Source organism: Ciceribacter sp. L1K22 (assembly GCF_017599385.1).
Taxonomy (GTDB): domain Bacteria; phylum Pseudomonadota; class Alphaproteobacteria; order Rhizobiales; family Rhizobiaceae; genus Allorhizobium.
In genome coordinates, this window is the sequence record NZ_JAGFPK010000002.1 from 140,783 (window position 1) to 155,497 (window position 14,715).

At 63.6% G+C, this 14,715-nt stretch carries 12 protein-coding genes; 9 read left to right on the plus strand and 3 right to left on the minus strand.

Annotated features, from left to right (window positions below; translation table 11 throughout):
• Window positions 1–17: 17 nt before the first annotated feature.
• On the plus strand, window positions 18–713 hold the full coding sequence (locus tag J5J09_RS18685) for an SDR family NAD(P)-dependent oxidoreductase (protein WP_208553744.1): 696 nt from the start codon (window positions 18–20) through the stop codon (window positions 711–713).
• A gap of 8 nt (window positions 714–721) precedes the next feature.
• Here J5J09_RS18685 and J5J09_RS18690 read toward each other — a convergent pair whose 3' ends face one another.
• The gene (locus J5J09_RS18690; RefSeq protein WP_208553745.1) at window positions 722–1,645 is read right to left on the minus strand and encodes an AraC family transcriptional regulator; all 924 of its coding nucleotides are present in this window, start codon (window positions 1,643–1,645) and stop codon (window positions 722–724) included.
• Between the two features lie 141 nt (window positions 1,646–1,786).
• Here J5J09_RS18690 and J5J09_RS18695 point away from each other — a divergent pair, with 141 nt between their 5' ends.
• The 8 genes from J5J09_RS18695 to J5J09_RS18730 all read left to right on the plus strand — a co-directional run bounded on the left by J5J09_RS18695 (window position 1,787) and on the right by J5J09_RS18730 (window position 11,356).
• Window positions 1,787–3,220, plus strand: coding sequence for an aldehyde dehydrogenase family protein (locus J5J09_RS18695; RefSeq protein ID WP_208553746.1), 1,434 nt, complete (start codon window positions 1,787–1,789; stop codon window positions 3,218–3,220).
• A 35-nt stretch (window positions 3,221–3,255) separates the two neighbouring features.
• Window positions 3,256–4,458, plus strand: coding sequence for an amino acid ABC transporter substrate-binding protein (locus J5J09_RS18700; RefSeq protein WP_208553747.1), 1,203 nt, complete (start codon window positions 3,256–3,258; stop codon window positions 4,456–4,458).
• A 63-nt stretch (window positions 4,459–4,521) separates the two neighbouring features.
• Window positions 4,522–5,388, plus strand: a complete 867-nt coding sequence (locus J5J09_RS18705) for a branched-chain amino acid ABC transporter permease (RefSeq protein WP_208553748.1) — start codon at window positions 4,522–4,524, stop codon at window positions 5,386–5,388.
• The gene (locus J5J09_RS18710; RefSeq protein ID WP_208553749.1) at window positions 5,385–6,326 is read left to right on the plus strand and encodes a branched-chain amino acid ABC transporter permease; all 942 of its coding nucleotides are present in this window, start codon (window positions 5,385–5,387) and stop codon (window positions 6,324–6,326) included. Before J5J09_RS18705 ends, J5J09_RS18710 begins: the two co-directional genes overlap by 4 nt.
• On the plus strand, window positions 6,323–7,051 hold the full coding sequence (locus J5J09_RS18715) for an ABC transporter ATP-binding protein (protein ID WP_208553750.1): 729 nt from the start codon (window positions 6,323–6,325) through the stop codon (window positions 7,049–7,051). Before J5J09_RS18710 ends, J5J09_RS18715 begins: the two co-directional genes overlap by 4 nt.
• On the plus strand, window positions 7,044–8,285 hold the full coding sequence (locus J5J09_RS23040; RefSeq protein ID WP_208553751.1) for an ABC transporter ATP-binding protein: 1,242 nt from the start codon (window positions 7,044–7,046) through the stop codon (window positions 8,283–8,285). Before J5J09_RS18715 ends, J5J09_RS23040 begins: the two co-directional genes overlap by 8 nt.
• 12 nt (window positions 8,286–8,297) lie before the next feature.
• Window positions 8,298–9,776 carry an aldehyde dehydrogenase family protein gene (locus tag J5J09_RS18725; RefSeq protein WP_208553752.1) on the plus strand — a complete coding sequence of 493 codons (1,479 nt, stop codon included), beginning with the start codon at window positions 8,298–8,300 and terminating at the stop codon, window positions 9,774–9,776.
• 23 nt (window positions 9,777–9,799) lie between these two features.
• The gene (locus tag J5J09_RS18730; protein WP_208553753.1) at window positions 9,800–11,356 is read left to right on the plus strand and encodes a flotillin domain-containing protein; all 1,557 of its coding nucleotides are present in this window, start codon (window positions 9,800–9,802) and stop codon (window positions 11,354–11,356) included.
• A gap of 24 nt (window positions 11,357–11,380) precedes the next feature.
• Here the strand turns inward: J5J09_RS18730 and J5J09_RS18735 are convergent, their stop codons facing one another.
• On the minus strand, window positions 11,381–12,298 hold the full coding sequence (locus J5J09_RS18735) for a phosphotransferase family protein (RefSeq protein ID WP_208553754.1): 918 nt from the start codon (window positions 12,296–12,298) through the stop codon (window positions 11,381–11,383).
• Entirely contained in the window at window positions 12,295–14,712 is a 2,418-nt protein-coding gene (locus J5J09_RS18740; RefSeq protein WP_208553755.1) for an FAD-dependent oxidoreductase, read from the minus strand. Before J5J09_RS18740 ends, J5J09_RS18735 begins: the two co-directional genes overlap by 4 nt.
• Window positions 14,713–14,715: the final 3 nt, after the last annotated feature.

Consider the following 14,715-nt stretch of genomic DNA (forward strand, 5'->3'; position numbering starts at 1 on the left):
CTAACCCGGAGCTTTACATGCAGCTTGAATCTTTACCTGACGGCTATCGTGCACTCGTGATCGGGGCAAGCGGCGGGATTGGCAGCGCCATCGCTGATGCCATCGCCGGCGATTCCCGTTGCGGTTCGCTCACCCGTCTCTCCCGCCGCGTTGATGGCCTGGACGTCACCGATGAGAACAGCGTTGCTGCCGCGGCGGCAGCGCTTGAAGGAGAATGGCATCTGATTTTCTGTGCGACCGGCGCGCTGACGATTGACGGCCGCGGTCCGGAAAAATCGATCAGGCAGATCACAGCCGAGGCCATGATGGCGCAATTTGCCCTGAACGCTGTCGGAACCGCGCTCTTGATCAAGCACTTCTCTCCCAGGCTCTCACGCCGGGAGCGAAGCCTGATGGCGTTCCTGTCGGCCCGGGTCGGCTCGATAGGCGACAATAGACTCGGCGGCTGGATGTCCTACCGCGCCTCGAAGGCGGCGCTGAACCAGATCGTCCGCACCGCGTCGGTCGAGATCGGTCGCACGCATCCCCAATCTGTCATCGCGGCCTTGCATCCGGGAACGGTGGCAACGAGCCTGACCGAGGCCTATGCCGGCGGACACGAGCGGATGGCGCCGGAGCGGAGCGCGCATGCCTTGCTGTCGGTGCTCGATGGATTGCAGCCGGACCAATCGGGCTGCTTCTTCGCTTATGACGGGAGCGTCATCGAATGGTAGCCGTTCGCTCAAGGCCAGGCATGCAGCGCGCCCTGCTTGGCCCGCTCTGACTGAGCGGCATGATGCGGGGAGAGGCGGTATCGGGCCGGCGATTGACCCTGAAGCGACTTGAAGAAACGGCTGAATTGCGACGCTCCGCCAAAGCCGAGAATGCCTGCGATCTGTCCGAGTGCGAGCGTGGAGGTGGACAGGTAGATTCGCGCCTCCACCAGCAGCCGTTCACGGATGAGACGTGCGGGCGGTCGCCCATAGGCCCGCAGACAAAGGTCGTTCAGCCGATCCCTAGATACCCCAAGTTCACGGGCATAGCGCTCCACGCGCCAATGCTCCCGGAAATGGCTTTCGACGAGAGCCGTGAAGCGTCCGGCTAGCGCCTTGGTCGAGCCGGTCTGCGTCCCGTCACCCTGGCTTGCGGGTTGGTTTCGATGCAGGTGGACGAGAAGGACGTGCAGGAGTGACTCCACGACCGCCGCCGACATCGGGCCGGGATTGAGCGTCTCCGAGAGGATACCGGTAAAGCAGCCCGCGACCGCTTCGCCGGCGCTGTTGTCCGGACCAAGTCGCATGAAGGATGACCGAGCGACCAGGAAGCGCAGTTCGGCGGCTTCGGCCCGGCGCTGCAACACGCGGTCCAGAGTCGAGTCACCGAGAAAAAGATGGGTTCCCTGCGCCCCCGACGACAATTCGAGCCGCATTCCTTCCTTCCAGGGCATCCAGCCCATGACGGGGCCTGTCAGCGGCAGGATGACATCGTCGCCGGTTCGTAAGACCGCATCTCCCTTTTCCAGAAGCAGCGCCCGAAAATTGCCGGTGTCACCCAGGCCGGCCCGACCGAGAACGCGGGTCTGGAGTGCGGCGCGAAACCGCTCGGCCCGTACAGGGGCTTCCGGGCGTGCTGTCGCTGGTATCGGCAGTGATCCGCGGTGTGGCATGGGAAACCCCGCAAAAGGCAAATATATTCCCACAAAACGTCATTTACTCTCGCCGTATGTCAATCAAAATGCGGTCGGTCACCCTCAAAAACAAGAAAACGGGTGCGAGGAGGATCAGCGAACAGCCGTTTGGGAGGACGCATGTTCGTAGCCAGAGGTATCGTCGGTGGTGTGCCCGTTTCCGCGCAGGATGAGCGCAGATACGAACGCCGCGACCTGACCACGGGAGCGGTGCTGACGCTGGCGTCGGCATTCGGCCGAACCGAGGCGGAAGCTGCGGCGGACGCGGCTGCCGGTGCGTTCGCCGCCTGGTCTTCTACCACGCCAGAGGAGCGCTCGACGCTGCTGCGGCGGGGCGCGGATTTACTGGCTGAGAATGTCGACGAGCTTTGCAGAATTGCCCAGGTCGAAGTGGGCGCGACGCCGGAGTGGATCCGGTTCAATGTGGAGGTTGCCCGGGCAACGCTTCACCAGGCCGCAGGGCTGGCGGATGCCATCGGCGACGAGAAGGTGGAGGGTGCGCCGACAGGCGTCCGCTATCACCTCATCCGACGGCCCGCCGGTGTCGTGCTCGGCCTGGCCCCGTGGAATGCGCCCGTCGCCCTTGCCGTGAGAGCGCTTGCCGCACCGCTGGCGCTTGGCAATACCGTCGTTCTGAAGGGCTCGGAGCTTTGCCCGAAGGTCCACGAGACCGTGGCGCAACTGCTGATCGATGCAGGGCTTCCGGACGGAGTGCTGAACTATGTGAGCAGTGCGCCCGAGGACGCGCATGACGTGGTGGATGCACTCATCGCGCACCCTGCGGTGCGCCGTGTCAATTTCACCGGCTCGACCCGTGTCGGCAGGCATATCGCGGAGCTGGCGGCACGGCACCTCAAGCGGTGTTTGCTCGAACTGTCCGGCAAGGCATCCGCGGTTATCCTGTCGGATGCCGATCTAGCCAGCGCCGCCAAATCCGTCGCGCACGGCGCTTTCTTCAATCAGGGACAGGTGTGCATGTCCACGGACCGGATCATCATCGAAGAGAGGATCGCGGACGAATTCATTTCGCTTCTGAGGCGCGAGACAGAGCGGCTTGGTGGCGAGTTCGGTCACGTGATTGGGCCGGAGGCGGTGGCACGGCTGCAGGGGCTCGCCGCAGACGCGGCTGCCAAGGGTGCCGTGCTCGTGACCGGCGGGCAAAATGTGGGGACGCTGATGCAGCCCACAATCGTCGATCACGTTGCCTACGGAATGCGGATCTACGAGGAGGAAATCTTCGGGCCGATGGTCGGCGTCATAAGGGTAGAGGATGCCGACGAGGCGGTAACGGTTGCCAACGATACCGAATACGGCCTGTCGGCGGCCGTGTTCGGACGTGATCTTCCCCGTGCACGCGCCATCGCGCGGCGCATAGAGGCGGGCGCGGTGCATATCAACGGCACCACCGTCTGCGACGATCCGGCGATGCCCTATGGCGGCATGAAGGCGAGCGGCTATGGGCGCTTCGGGGGAAGGGCAGTGATCGAGGAATTCACCGAGATACAATGGATGACGGAACGGGATGCACCCGGAGGAGAGGACCGCACACCCTGACCTGATTACGCATGCAACAACGGGAGGAGAACGACATGAAACGCAGGACATTTACAAGACTTGCCATGCTCGCTTTGGCTGCGGGCGTCGCGGGAGCGCCGGCCATGGCGCAGGACGTGCTCAAGGTCGGGGCGGTCGCGCCGAAGACCGGACCATTGGCGGGCGGTGCCGCTGTCAGCTACTGGCCGAACGTCAAACTCTGGATCAGTGACGTGAATGCGCGCGGGGGCCTCAAGGTTGGCGACAAGACCTACACGCTGGAAGCCATCGAGTACGATGACCAGACAAACCCAGGCGAAACGATCAAGGCCGTGCAGCGTCTTGTCGACCAGGACAAGGCCCAGATCGTGCTGCCGCCATACTCGACCGGTCTGAACCTCGCCGCGGCGCCGATCTATGCGCGCTACGGCCTGCCGATGGTCACCTCGACGACGACCACCGATAAGGCCGAGGAACTGTCCGACCAGTTTCCCAATGTCTTCATCACGCTCGGCGGGGCCAAGCCCGTGGTGCAGGGCGTCGTCGAAACCATGGTCAAGTTGCGGGATCGCGGCGACATTGGAACCAAGATCGCGATGGTCAACGTCGCCGACGCCTTCGGTATCGAGTTGATGAACGAAGCCAAGCCGGCTTTCCAGGAGGCTGGGTTCGAACTGGTCTACGAAACGTCCTACCCGCTCGGCACGCAGGATCTGTCGCCGGTGATGAAGGCGGCGAAAGCGGCCCAACCCGATGCCTTCATCGCGTGGTCCTATCCGCCAGATACCTTCGCTCTCACAGAACAGGCGATCGTTGAAGACCTTCAGGTCGGTGCCTTCTTCACGGCTGTCGCCACCGCCTTTCCCGCCTATGTCGGCCGCTTCGGCTCGGCCGTCGAAGGGGTTCTTGGCATCGGCGGCGTCAATGCCGACGGCGATGCCTTCAAGGAATACGCCAAGCGTCACGAAGAAGTGACGGGAGCCAAGCCAGACTATTGGGCAAGTGCCATGGTCTACTCGTCGTTCCAGGTTCTGGAGAAGTCCATCGAGGCCGTCGGGTCCTTCGACAATGCGGCGATCATCCAGCACATCAAGGACAACAGCTTCGACACGGTCATCGGTCCGATCAAGTTCGACGAGCACAACAATAATCCGGCCTTCTGGACCGTCGGCCAGTGGCAGGGCGGCGTGTTCAAGGGCGTGAGCTCGACCGGCCGCGAGGGTGCCGTTGAAGTCCAGAAGAAGGGCGCCTGGAAGTAACCTAGCCAGTGTTCCGGGGGCGGGAAGAGCCGCTCCCGGATAAACTTCGAACCGGGGATGGGCATGGATGTCATCGTCACCGGGCTGCTGTTGGGCGGAGCCTATGCGCTGATCGCAATGGGTCTCAACCTGCAATACGGCATGGCCCGCATCATGAATCTCGCGAACGGCGAAATGCTGGTCGCCGGAGGCTTCGTGGCCTTCTGGCTCTGGACCGGCAGCCAGATCAGTCCGCTGCTGTCGGTGTTTCTGGTGGCGCCGGTGGCGTTTGTGGTGAACTGGCTGATTTATATGGTTTTCCTGAGGCCGCTGGTGAAGCGCGCCAAGTCGCGCGGCCAACTGGAAGTGGACGCGATCCTCACGACATTCGGGCTTTCCTTCGTTGCGGTCGGTCTGATGCTGGCCGTCTTCGGCGGCGATTATTTCAGCTACTCCTATCTTTCGACGCCGGTCCACATCCTGGGCGATACCTATGGCGCAAACCGGCTCACCGCCTTCGTGGCCGCCGTGCTGATCTGTGGCACGCTCTGGCTCTGGCTTGCCCGCAGCCGCGCCGGCATGACGATCCGGGCTATTTCCGTTGCGCCTGAGAGTGCGCGGCTCGTTGGCATCGATGTTGGGCGTACCGCGGCGCTGGCCTTTGCACTCGGCGGGGCGGTGACTGCGACCGGCGGCACGCTCATTTCGACCTTCCTGACTTTGGATGCCTCCACGGGCGTGATCTTCACGCTGAAGGCTCTCGTGATCGTCATCATGGGCGGCGTCGGCGACGTGCGCGGCACCATCGTTGCCGCACTGTTGCTCGGACTTCTGGAAACCTTCGTGGCGCGGGTGATCGATCCGGGCCTCACCCTGGCCGCTGCCTATCTGCTGTTTGTGGTCATTCTCCTGTTTCGCCCGCAGGGGCTGTTCGGGAGGCCGACGACATGAGCACGCTGACACCGCGGGACTGGAAGAACCTCATTGCCTGCGCGATCGCACTTGCGGTCGCCGCCTGCCTTCCGTGGACTTCGGGCGCCTATGCGCTCAGCATCGGCGTGACCATTGCGATGTACACCGTGCTGGCAACGAGCTGGGCGCTGTTTTCCGGACCGACGCATTACATCTCGCTCGCGAGCGCGGCGTTCTTCGGGGTCGGCGCCTATGTCACTGGTATCGGCATCGAGTATTTGCCCTATTGGACGTTGCCGCCGATCGCGGCCGTTTTCGGCGCTGTCATGGCGGCGCTCGTCGGTCTCGCGACACTGCGCCTCTCCGGAGTCTATTTCGTCATTTTCACCCTGGGGCTGGCCGAGTTCGTTCGGCAGATCATCACCTGGAGCCAGAATATTTCCGGCACCAAGGGCATCTATGTCCTGACCTCGATCGGTGAGAAGCATATCTACTGGCAACTCCTCGCTTTGGCCGCGCTGGTGTGGCTGATCGGCTGGCTGATCGCCCGGTCGCGACTCGGCTTCGCGCTGCGCATCATCGGCGATGACGAAGTGGTGGCGCGCCACTCCGGCATCGACACCGCACGGGCCAAGATCCTGCTATTCATGCTGCCCGGCGCGGTGGCGGCGATGACGGGCGCTATTCTCGCGCCGCGCTACGTCTATATCGAGCCGGCGCTCGCCTTCTCGCCCATGCTGTCCTTCCAGGTGGTGATCATGGCGCTTCTCGGCGGAACAGGACGCCTCTGGGGTCCGCTCGTCGGTGTGATCCCGTTCACCTTCCTGTGGGAGGCGATCTCTGTCTCGTTCCCCAACCAGACGACGCTGCTGCTCGGGGTGTGTTTCCTGGTGATTGTCTATGTTCTGCCCAAGGGCTTCGTCGGCCTTATCGATGCCGGTCGCAAGAGGATGCAGGCAGGCGAGGTTACGACATGAACACGCTGTTGTCGCTTCGCGGCGTAACGAAACGTTTTGGCGGCCTGGTGGCTGTCAATCGGATGGATTTCGACGTCGCCCAACATCAGGTCCTCGGACTGATCGGCCCCAACGGGTCCGGCAAATCGACGACGATGAACCTCATCTCAGGCGCCTTTCCCGTCAGCTCGGGGGTGATCACCCTGCGCGGGCAACCCATAACAAGCCTGGCGGCCCAGGACATCGCACGGCGTGGCATTTCGCGGACATTCCAGTTGGTCAGGCTGCTGCCCTCCATGTCCGTGCTGGAAAACGTCAAGGCGGGCGCGGTATTCGGTCACCGCCGCCACTGGGGCCCCGACGCGGACGCGATCGCCGAAACCATGCTTGAGAAAGTGGGCCTTGCCGGGCGAGGGCACATGATGGTGGGGCAGTTAACCTATATCGACACCAAGCGCGTCGAGCTCGCCCGAGTGCTTGCGGCCGAGCCAAAGGTGCTGCTTCTCGACGAGTGGCTGGCCGGCCTCAATCCGACCGAGCTGGAGGAAGGTATCCGCCTGATCCGTGGACTGCGCGACGAAGGACGCACCATCCTGCTGGTGGAGCACGTCATGGACGCAATCCGCTCGCTTTGCGACCGGTGCGTGGTCATGGCGGCCGGTACCAAGATCGCCGAGGGAACGCCGGCCGAGGTTCTCTCCGATCCGACCGTCATCCGCGCCTATCTGGGAGACGATGATGCTTGAGGTGAAGGGACTGAGTGTCGCCTACGGCCAGCACCGCGCGCTGGAGAACGTGTCGCTGAAGGTCGGGCGTGGCGAAATCGTCGTGATCCTCGGCGCCAACGGCGCCGGAAAGTCGACGCTGCTCAAGGCCGTTTCGGGCATCTGCGAAGGCAAGGTCGCGGGCACGGTCACGATGCAGGGGGCGGATATCCTCGGTCTCGCCGCCAACCGGATCGTTGATGAGGGCATCGCACTCGTTCCGGAGGGGCGCGGGGTGTTCGGCGATCTGACCGTTGCCGAGAACCTGAGGCTTGGCGCGCATGCCATGCGTGCCCGCGAGGACGAAGCCGGAAACCTGGACCGCTTGCTGCGCCTCTTTCCAAAGCTGCACGAACGTCGCAACCAGGTGGTCCGCACCATGTCCGGCGGCGAGCAGCAGATGGTGGCGATCGGCCGGGCAATGATGTCCAGCCCCGCGCTGCTCATGCTGGACGAACCCTCGCTTGGGCTTTCGCCGCTGTTGTGCAAGGAGCTGTTCCTGGCGCTCAAAAACGTGCGCGATATGGGCATCGGCATCCTGCTTGTGGAGCAGAACGCACGGCAGAGTCTTGCGATCGCCGACCGGGGTTACCTCCTGGAAAACGGGCACATCATTCATGAGGGCAGGGCGCAGGACCTGCGCAACGACCCCGCCGTGCAGGCCGCCTACCTCGGCGGCGGGGTCGCGGCTGCAACGCGCAAGGAAGAGCAACTCGTGGCGACACCGGTTGCGGTGGCTTCGCCTCTTCAGCGCACGAGTGAACCGACACCCGACCGCATCGCGGCCGCGGCGCTCGCTGCTGTGCAAAAGCAATCGCAACCATCCGCTATCGCGCCGCCACCGCCGAAGCGTGCGTCCGAGACGACGACGACTGTGCCACCGCCTCCACCGCTGGCCGCTTCGCGTACGCCGCAGCCTGCACCATCGCCGTCACCGGCCATGCGTGGAACAGCCGATGCGCTGCTGAACGGCGTGTCGATCAGCGACCTGGTCGCCGAGGCGAGCCGAAAGAGCCGGGCCGAGCATGGGCATGCCGTCCCGACCACCCCGGCCCGAGTCGCTACCTATCGCACAGCCCCTACGCCCTACACCGGCGGTTCCCCTGCACTCGACGCCGGGGGCGCCAGCGATGATCGGCTGAAGGCCGTGTTGAAAGAAATCGAGGAGGCTGCCGCCCATGCCCGGGCGTGGCGCTCCGGTGCAAACCGAAACTGAGGAGACCACATCATGCTCGACGTCGTCACGTCCCCCACGCCCGCGGTCAGAGGCATGTTCATCGGCGGCCAATGGGTTCCGGCTGCCCGCACCTTCGAGGATCTCAATCCGTCGGACAACTCGGTCTACGCGCGTGTCCCGGACGGCTCCGCTGCTGACATGCGGCGCGCCATCGACGCCGCCCAGGCGGCCTTCGCCGACTGGTCCGGCCGGGCCTTCCACGAACGGGCCCATCTGCTCCTGAAAATCGCCGATGTGTGGGATCAGCGCAAAGCCGACTTCTGCGCTGCCGCGATGGCGGAAGGCGGCGGGTGGAAGGGCAAAGGGTTGTTCGAGGCGGGTTACGTGGCTGAAGTCTTCCGCTCGGCCGCAGCGCTCTGCTACCAGTCGATCGGTGACGTGCTGCCGTCCGAACACCACAAGTTCATGATGGCGACCCGGTTTCCGCTCGGCGTGGTCGGCGTCATCAGCCCCTGGAACATGCCGGGCATCCTCACATCGCGCGGCTTCGCCGCGGCGCTCGCCGTCGGCAATACCATCGTTCTGAAACCTTCGGAGGATACGCCCTATTCCGGCGGCCTCTACTTCGCGGAAATCCTGGAGGAAGCCGGGATTCCGGCGGGTGTTTTCAATGTGGTGACCTGCTCGCGCGACAGTGTCGGCGAGGTGGGCGACGAAATGATCGGCAATCCGAAGGTCAAGGCGATCAGCTTCACCGGTTCAACCGCGGTCGGACGCCAGATCGCCGCCAAATGCGGTGCCTATCTCAAGAAGGTCTGCGTTGAACTCGGTGGCAAGGATTCGATGATCCTACTTGAAGACGCCGATCTCGATGCGGCCGCACGGGCCGCGAATTTCGGCAGCTTCATGCATCAGGGGCAGGTTTGCATGTCGACCGAAAAGCTTCTCGTGCACGAGAAGGTCTACCAACCCTTCATGGAACGTTTCCTGGCACGGGCGCGCAAGCTCAAGACCGGACACACCAACGACCCGTCCAATGTCATCGGTCCGCTGGTCAATTCCCGCCAGGCCCAGCGCGTCAAGGCGCTGATCGACGATGCCGTCGCCAAGGGGGCGAAGGTCGAGCTCGGCGGCCGCGCCTGGGACAACTTCATCGAGCCGACCGTGCTGACCCACGTCAACAGCTCGATGAACATCTGGCACGACGAAACCTTCGGGCCCGTCGTTGTTGTCTGCCCTTTCCGGAATGACGGCGAGGCTGCGGCGCTCAACAACGACACGGAGTATGGGCTGACGGCGGCCGTCTGGTCGAAGGACGAGGCGCGGGCGCTCAGGTTGGCCGAGCGGCTGGAAACCGGCATCTGCCATGTGAATTGCCAGAACATCAACGACGAGCCGCACGTGCCCTTCGGCGGAACGAAGGCTAGCGGTGTGGGACGGTATGGCGGACGCTGGTCGCTCGACGCCTTCACCGAGCTCCGCTGGATCACGCTCGATCGCGGCGGGCGCCATTTTCCGCCCCAGTTCTGACCGGCAGGCGAAAGGACAACACCATGAACGCTTTGGGCTGGATCATTCTTCTTCTTGTTGTCGCGGCTGTCATCATCGTGCTCGCGGCTTCGTTCTACCAGCGTGCCTCTAACGAGGTTAGCCTTGTCCGAACGGGTATCGGTGGTCGAAAGGTGGTGATCGATGGCGGAACGCTGGCGATCCCGTATTTTCACGAGGTTGGCCGCGTCAACATGCAGACGCTCAGGATGGACGTATCGCGCACCGGCGAGAGCGCCCTGATCACCAAGGATCGGATGCGCATCGATGTCGGCGCCGAATTCTATACCTCGGTCATTCCCGAGGAGGCCGCTGTGGTGCGAGCCTCCCAGACGCTGGGTCGGCGGACCTTCCAGGCAGACCAGCTGAAGTCGTTGATCGAGGGGATGATGGTGGATGCGCTGCGTTCGGTGGCGGCGCTGATGAGCATGGACGAGCTTCACGAAAACCGGGGCGAGTTCGTCCGACAGGTACATGAATCTCTTTCCGGCACGCTCTCGAAATACGGGCTCCAGCTCGACAGCGTCTCGCTGACATCGCTCGACCAGACGCCATTCTCCGCGCTTGACGAGAACAATGCGTTCAACGCGGTCGGAATGCGAAAGCTGGCGGAGGTGATCGCCAAGTCCAAGAAGGAGCGGGCGGAGATCGAGGGCGAAAGCCAGGTCAGCGTGCGGCGTGCGGAGGTCGATTCCAACCGGCGCAAGCTGGAGATCGAGCTCGAGCAGCGCCGGGCCGAAATTCAGCAGACGCAGGAAATCGAGCTGCTGCTCGCCCAGCAACTGGCCGAGGTGGCACGCCGCAAGGCCGAGGCTGAAGCCGCGGCGGCCGAAGCAAGGATCAACATGGAACGGGCGATCCAGACCGCGTCGCTGGCGCGCGAGCAGGTCGTTCGCGAGGCCGAGATCAACCAGGCGCGCGCGCTGCAAATCGCCGAGCAGGAGCAAGCCATCCTGATCGCGGCCAAGAGCCAGGAGGAAAGCCGCGCCAAGGCGGATGCCACGGAAGCGCGCGCTGCCGTGATCACGGCTGAAGAAAACCTGGCGACGCTGAGCCAGGTCGCGGAAGCCGAGCGCCGCAAGCGGCTGGCCATGATCGCCGCCGAGCAGGAGGCGGAGGCGCAGGCGGTCCGCGTCAGGATCACGTCCGAGAGCGATCAGGTCGCGGCCAAGGTCCGTGGTCTCATCCGCCGCGAGGAAGCCGAGACGCTCCGCGTCATGAAGACGGCGGAGGCCGACGGAGAGGCCGCACGGATCAAGGCCGAAAACAGTCGCTCACCGGAACTCGCTGCCATGGAGATGGAGAAGGCGCGTCTTGCCGCGCTGCCCGCGATCATCGGCGAGATGGTCAAGCCGGCGGAGAAAATCAAGGGCATCTCGATCAACCACATCAGCGGCCTCGGACGGACCGGGGAGGGCGCAGACCGACTGCCTTCTCCCGTCGACCAGACGGTTGGCTCGATACTCGACATGGCGGTGAGCCTTCCCGTGATGAAGAAGCTCGGCGAGACGCTGGGCGTCAACCTGGATGGTGTCATTCCGGACGAGCGCGGCAAGATCTGAGGCGAAGGCCTGCCGTCGCGAACGTCAAGCGCCTTTCGCGACGGCCGCGACCGACCTGGCAAAGTCCGGTGTCGCCATCAGCGCGCGGCAGCGGGCGAACCGGCCATCGGCATAGGCACGAAAGTCATCGGCCGGATTGTCGTTGGCGAGCTGGATGAGGCCCCAGAGGGTCCAGAGCAGGTCGCACATCGCCTTGTAGATCACGATGCGGCCGCGTTCGGCGGCCGAGGGTTCGCCGCCGAAATAAGCGCTGATCATCTCCTCTTCCTGCTCCGGGCCGAAGCCGCCCTCGACGCAGAGGTCGCCAAGATCCCACATCGGGTCGTTCATGCCGGAATACTCCCAGTCGACGATCCACATGCGCTCGCCCGTGTCGAGAAAGTTCTCGCAAAGCGGATCGCAGTGGCAGGCAACGTTCGGCAGAGGGTGGGCGGCCAGCGCTGCACGGACGCTTTCCGCCTCCTTGAGGACATCGTGGTAGCCCTCGGGCAGGTCGACGTTCTTGGTGGACAAAACGCTGAGATAGCTGTCGATCATTGAAAACAGTTCGAAGCGGGCGGGAAAGACGGCGCCGCTGTCGTGCAATTTGCGGAATGCCCTGCCGGCTCTGGCTGGAGCGCCCTTGATCGATTGGAAGCGTTCCGGCGTCATGGTAATCGCACCATCCACGAAGCGGGAGACGAAGATACCGTTCGATGCGTCGGCGTACAGGATTTCCGGGCCGACCCCCGCACGGGCGACCGCTTCCGTCGCCATCATCTCGTTGACGCGGTCGATGTACTCTTCGGTCCCCTTGCCGGGAATGCGCAGGCAATAGTCGCCGATCCGGAAGACAAGATTTGTAAGGCCGCCAAGCCGCTCGATGGATCCGTCATGGTTCGCCAGCGGTGGGATGGTCTTCAGCGTCTCCCGCGCCAATGCAATCTCGGCGTTCTCGCTCATGCCTTCAGCCTCTCCATCTTGGGGTCGTAGAGGGTACGTGCGCCCCGGCGGGCCTGGTAGGTCCTGCCGAAGGCTTCGATCTGGAACTCCGTTTCACCGGCAATCTCCGTCGGCAGGTAGCCGAAGGCGATCGTCTTGCCGAGCGTGTAGCCGTAACCGGTGCTGGCCGTGGAACCGACAACCTTGCCGTCAAGCATCACCGCTTCGCCGCCGTGGAAGGGTGCGAAGCCGTCGACGGTGTAGGAGACAAGCTTGCGCTTCACACCCTCCGCCTTGATAGCCGCCAATGCATCGCGGCCTATGAATTCCCCCTTATTCAGGGCTACGCAGAACCCAAGCCCTGCCTCGTAGGGGTTGTAGTCCGGCGTGATATCGCCGGACCAATAGAGATAGCCCTTTTCCATTCGGGCTGCGTCGATGGCGCGGTAGCCGGCGTCCGCGATGCCGAAGGGTTCGCCGGCAGCCTTCAGCGTGTCGTAGACGTGGGCGGCGTATTCCTGGTCGATGTAGAGTTCGTAGCCGAGTTCGCCGACATAGCCGATGCGCACGGCCAGCGCGCTCGCCCCGCCGATCTCGATCCGCCGGGCTGCGAGGAAGGGAAAGGCCTCGTTGGAAAGATCGTCGTCCGAAACGCTCTGCAGGATGTCCCGGGCGCTGGGACCGCAGATGTTCAGCGTAGCGAAACGGTTCGTCACGTCACGAAGATCGATGCCCGGTGGCAGGTGACTGGCTACCCAGTTGCCGTCGCGGACGCCGAAACCTGAGCCGGTGATCAGGTACAGGAGGTCATCGGCAATATGGACGATGGTGACATCAGCCTCGATGCCGCCGCGCTTATTGCACAGCTGGGTATAGACTGCCTTTCCGCCCGGCCCCGAGAGATCATTGGCGGCTATCCTCTGCATAGCCTGCAGTGCGCCAGGACCGCTGATCTCGAACTTGGAGAAGGAGGACTGGTCGATGAGCGCTGCGCGTTCGCGGATCGCCTTGACTTCTTCTCCGACAGTATCGAACCAGTTCGGCTTACCCTCGAAAGACGGAACATCGTTCCCATCCGAGCCAGCGGGCGCGAACCAGTTGGGGCGCTCCCAGCCGAACTTGGAGCCGAAGACAGCGCGGTTCTTTTCGAGCGTATCATGAAGAGGTGAACGCCGTAGTCCACGCAGGGCATGGGCTTCCTCGCCCGGCCAGTGAACCTTGTAGTATGCGCCGTAGGCCTCGATGGCGCGCTCCTCCAGATAGCGGCCCTGCGCGTGAACAGCGCCAAACCGGCGAACGTCGAACGGCCAGAGGTCCATGCCGGCGTCGCCGTGAAGGATGAGATTCGAGAGTGCCAGGCCCGCGCCTCCCGACGCCGCGATACCCGCGGTAAAGCCGCAGGCGACGTAGAAGTTGTCGAGCTCGGGAGCGAGGCCCATGATCGGCTCGCCGTCGAAAGAGACCGGGATCGGGCCGTTGATCACGGTCTGGATGCCGATTTCGTTGAGGGCCGGGATACGCGTTGCCGTCGGCAAAGCGAAGAGCTCCAGCCGTTCCCAGTTCGGCTCGAAGAGTTCGCGCCCGAAATCGAGCGGCGGCTTTCCGCGCCAGCAACCTTTGGTGCCGTCTTCCCAACCGCCGATGGCGAAAGAACCGGTGTCCGGTTTCAGATAAAAATTGTTGTCCGGATCGCGCAGCGTTGTGAGGTCCGGCGGCAGGGTCAGCTTCTTCTCGGTGAGGAAATACTGGTGTTCCACCACGCCCGCCGCCAGCGGCACGCCGGCCATCTCGCCGACGCGCTTGGCCCAAAGACCTGCACAGTTGACGAGAATATCGCAGGATATGGTTCCGCCATTCGTCACGACGCCGACGGCGCGACGGTTCTCGATCACGATTTCCTCGACGGTCACGCCTTCCTCGATTTTCGCGCCGTTCAGTCTGGCGCCCTTGGCATAGGCCATGGTCAAAGAATAAGGATCGATATATCCGTCGCCAGGGATGAAGGCGGCACCCTCGATACCGTCCTTGACGATGAAAGGGAAACGGCTCGCGGCCTCGTCGGCGGAGAGGGAGTAGCATTCGACGCCGAAGCTTTTTGCCTGGGTCATCGAGCGGCGTATCTCGCTCCAACGGTCCGGGCTGCCGGCGAGCCTCAGCGAGCCGACCTTCTTCCAGGCGATGTGCTGACCCGTTTCCTCTTCCAGCCGGTCGAAGACGGCGACGGAGTTCTGCATCAGGCGGGTCAGGTTGCGCTTGCCCCGGAGCTGGCCCACGAGGCCGGCCGCATGCCAGGTGCAGCCGTGTGTAAGCATGGCCTTTTCGACCAGCAGCACGTCTTTTGCCCCGTCGCGGGCGAGGTGGTAGGCGACGGAGGTGCCGATGGCACCGCCGCCGATGATCAGGATGTGGACGTGACGATCCGCGCGGAATGACATGTC

Coding starts and splice junctions, on each gene's coding strand:
- J5J09_RS18725 (WP_208553752.1), top strand. CDS start 8,298: ATGCTCGACGTCGTCACGTCCCCCACGCCCGCGGTCAGAGGCATGTTC.
- J5J09_RS18705 (WP_208553748.1), top strand. CDS start 4,522: ATGGATGTCATCGTCACCGGGCTGCTGTTGGGCGGAGCCTATGCGCTG.
- J5J09_RS18730 (WP_208553753.1), top strand. CDS start 9,800: ATGAACGCTTTGGGCTGGATCATTCTTCTTCTTGTTGTCGCGGCTGTC.
- J5J09_RS18700 (WP_208553747.1), top strand. CDS start 3,256: ATGAAACGCAGGACATTTACAAGACTTGCCATGCTCGCTTTGGCTGCG.
- J5J09_RS18740 (WP_208553755.1), bottom strand. CDS start 14,712: ATGTCATTCCGCGCGGATCGTCACGTCCACATCCTGATCATCGGCGGC.
- J5J09_RS23040 (WP_208553751.1), top strand. CDS start 7,044: ATGCTTGAGGTGAAGGGACTGAGTGTCGCCTACGGCCAGCACCGCGCG.
- J5J09_RS18710 (WP_208553749.1), top strand. CDS start 5,385: ATGAGCACGCTGACACCGCGGGACTGGAAGAACCTCATTGCCTGCGCG.
- J5J09_RS18735 (WP_208553754.1), bottom strand. CDS start 12,298: ATGAGCGAGAACGCCGAGATTGCATTGGCGCGGGAGACGCTGAAGACC.
- J5J09_RS18690 (WP_208553745.1), bottom strand. CDS start 1,645: ATGCCACACCGCGGATCACTGCCGATACCAGCGACAGCACGCCCGGAA.
- J5J09_RS18685 (WP_208553744.1), top strand. CDS start 18: ATGCAGCTTGAATCTTTACCTGACGGCTATCGTGCACTCGTGATCGGG.
- J5J09_RS18715 (WP_208553750.1), top strand. CDS start 6,323: ATGAACACGCTGTTGTCGCTTCGCGGCGTAACGAAACGTTTTGGCGGC.
- J5J09_RS18695 (WP_208553746.1), top strand. CDS start 1,787: ATGTTCGTAGCCAGAGGTATCGTCGGTGGTGTGCCCGTTTCCGCGCAG.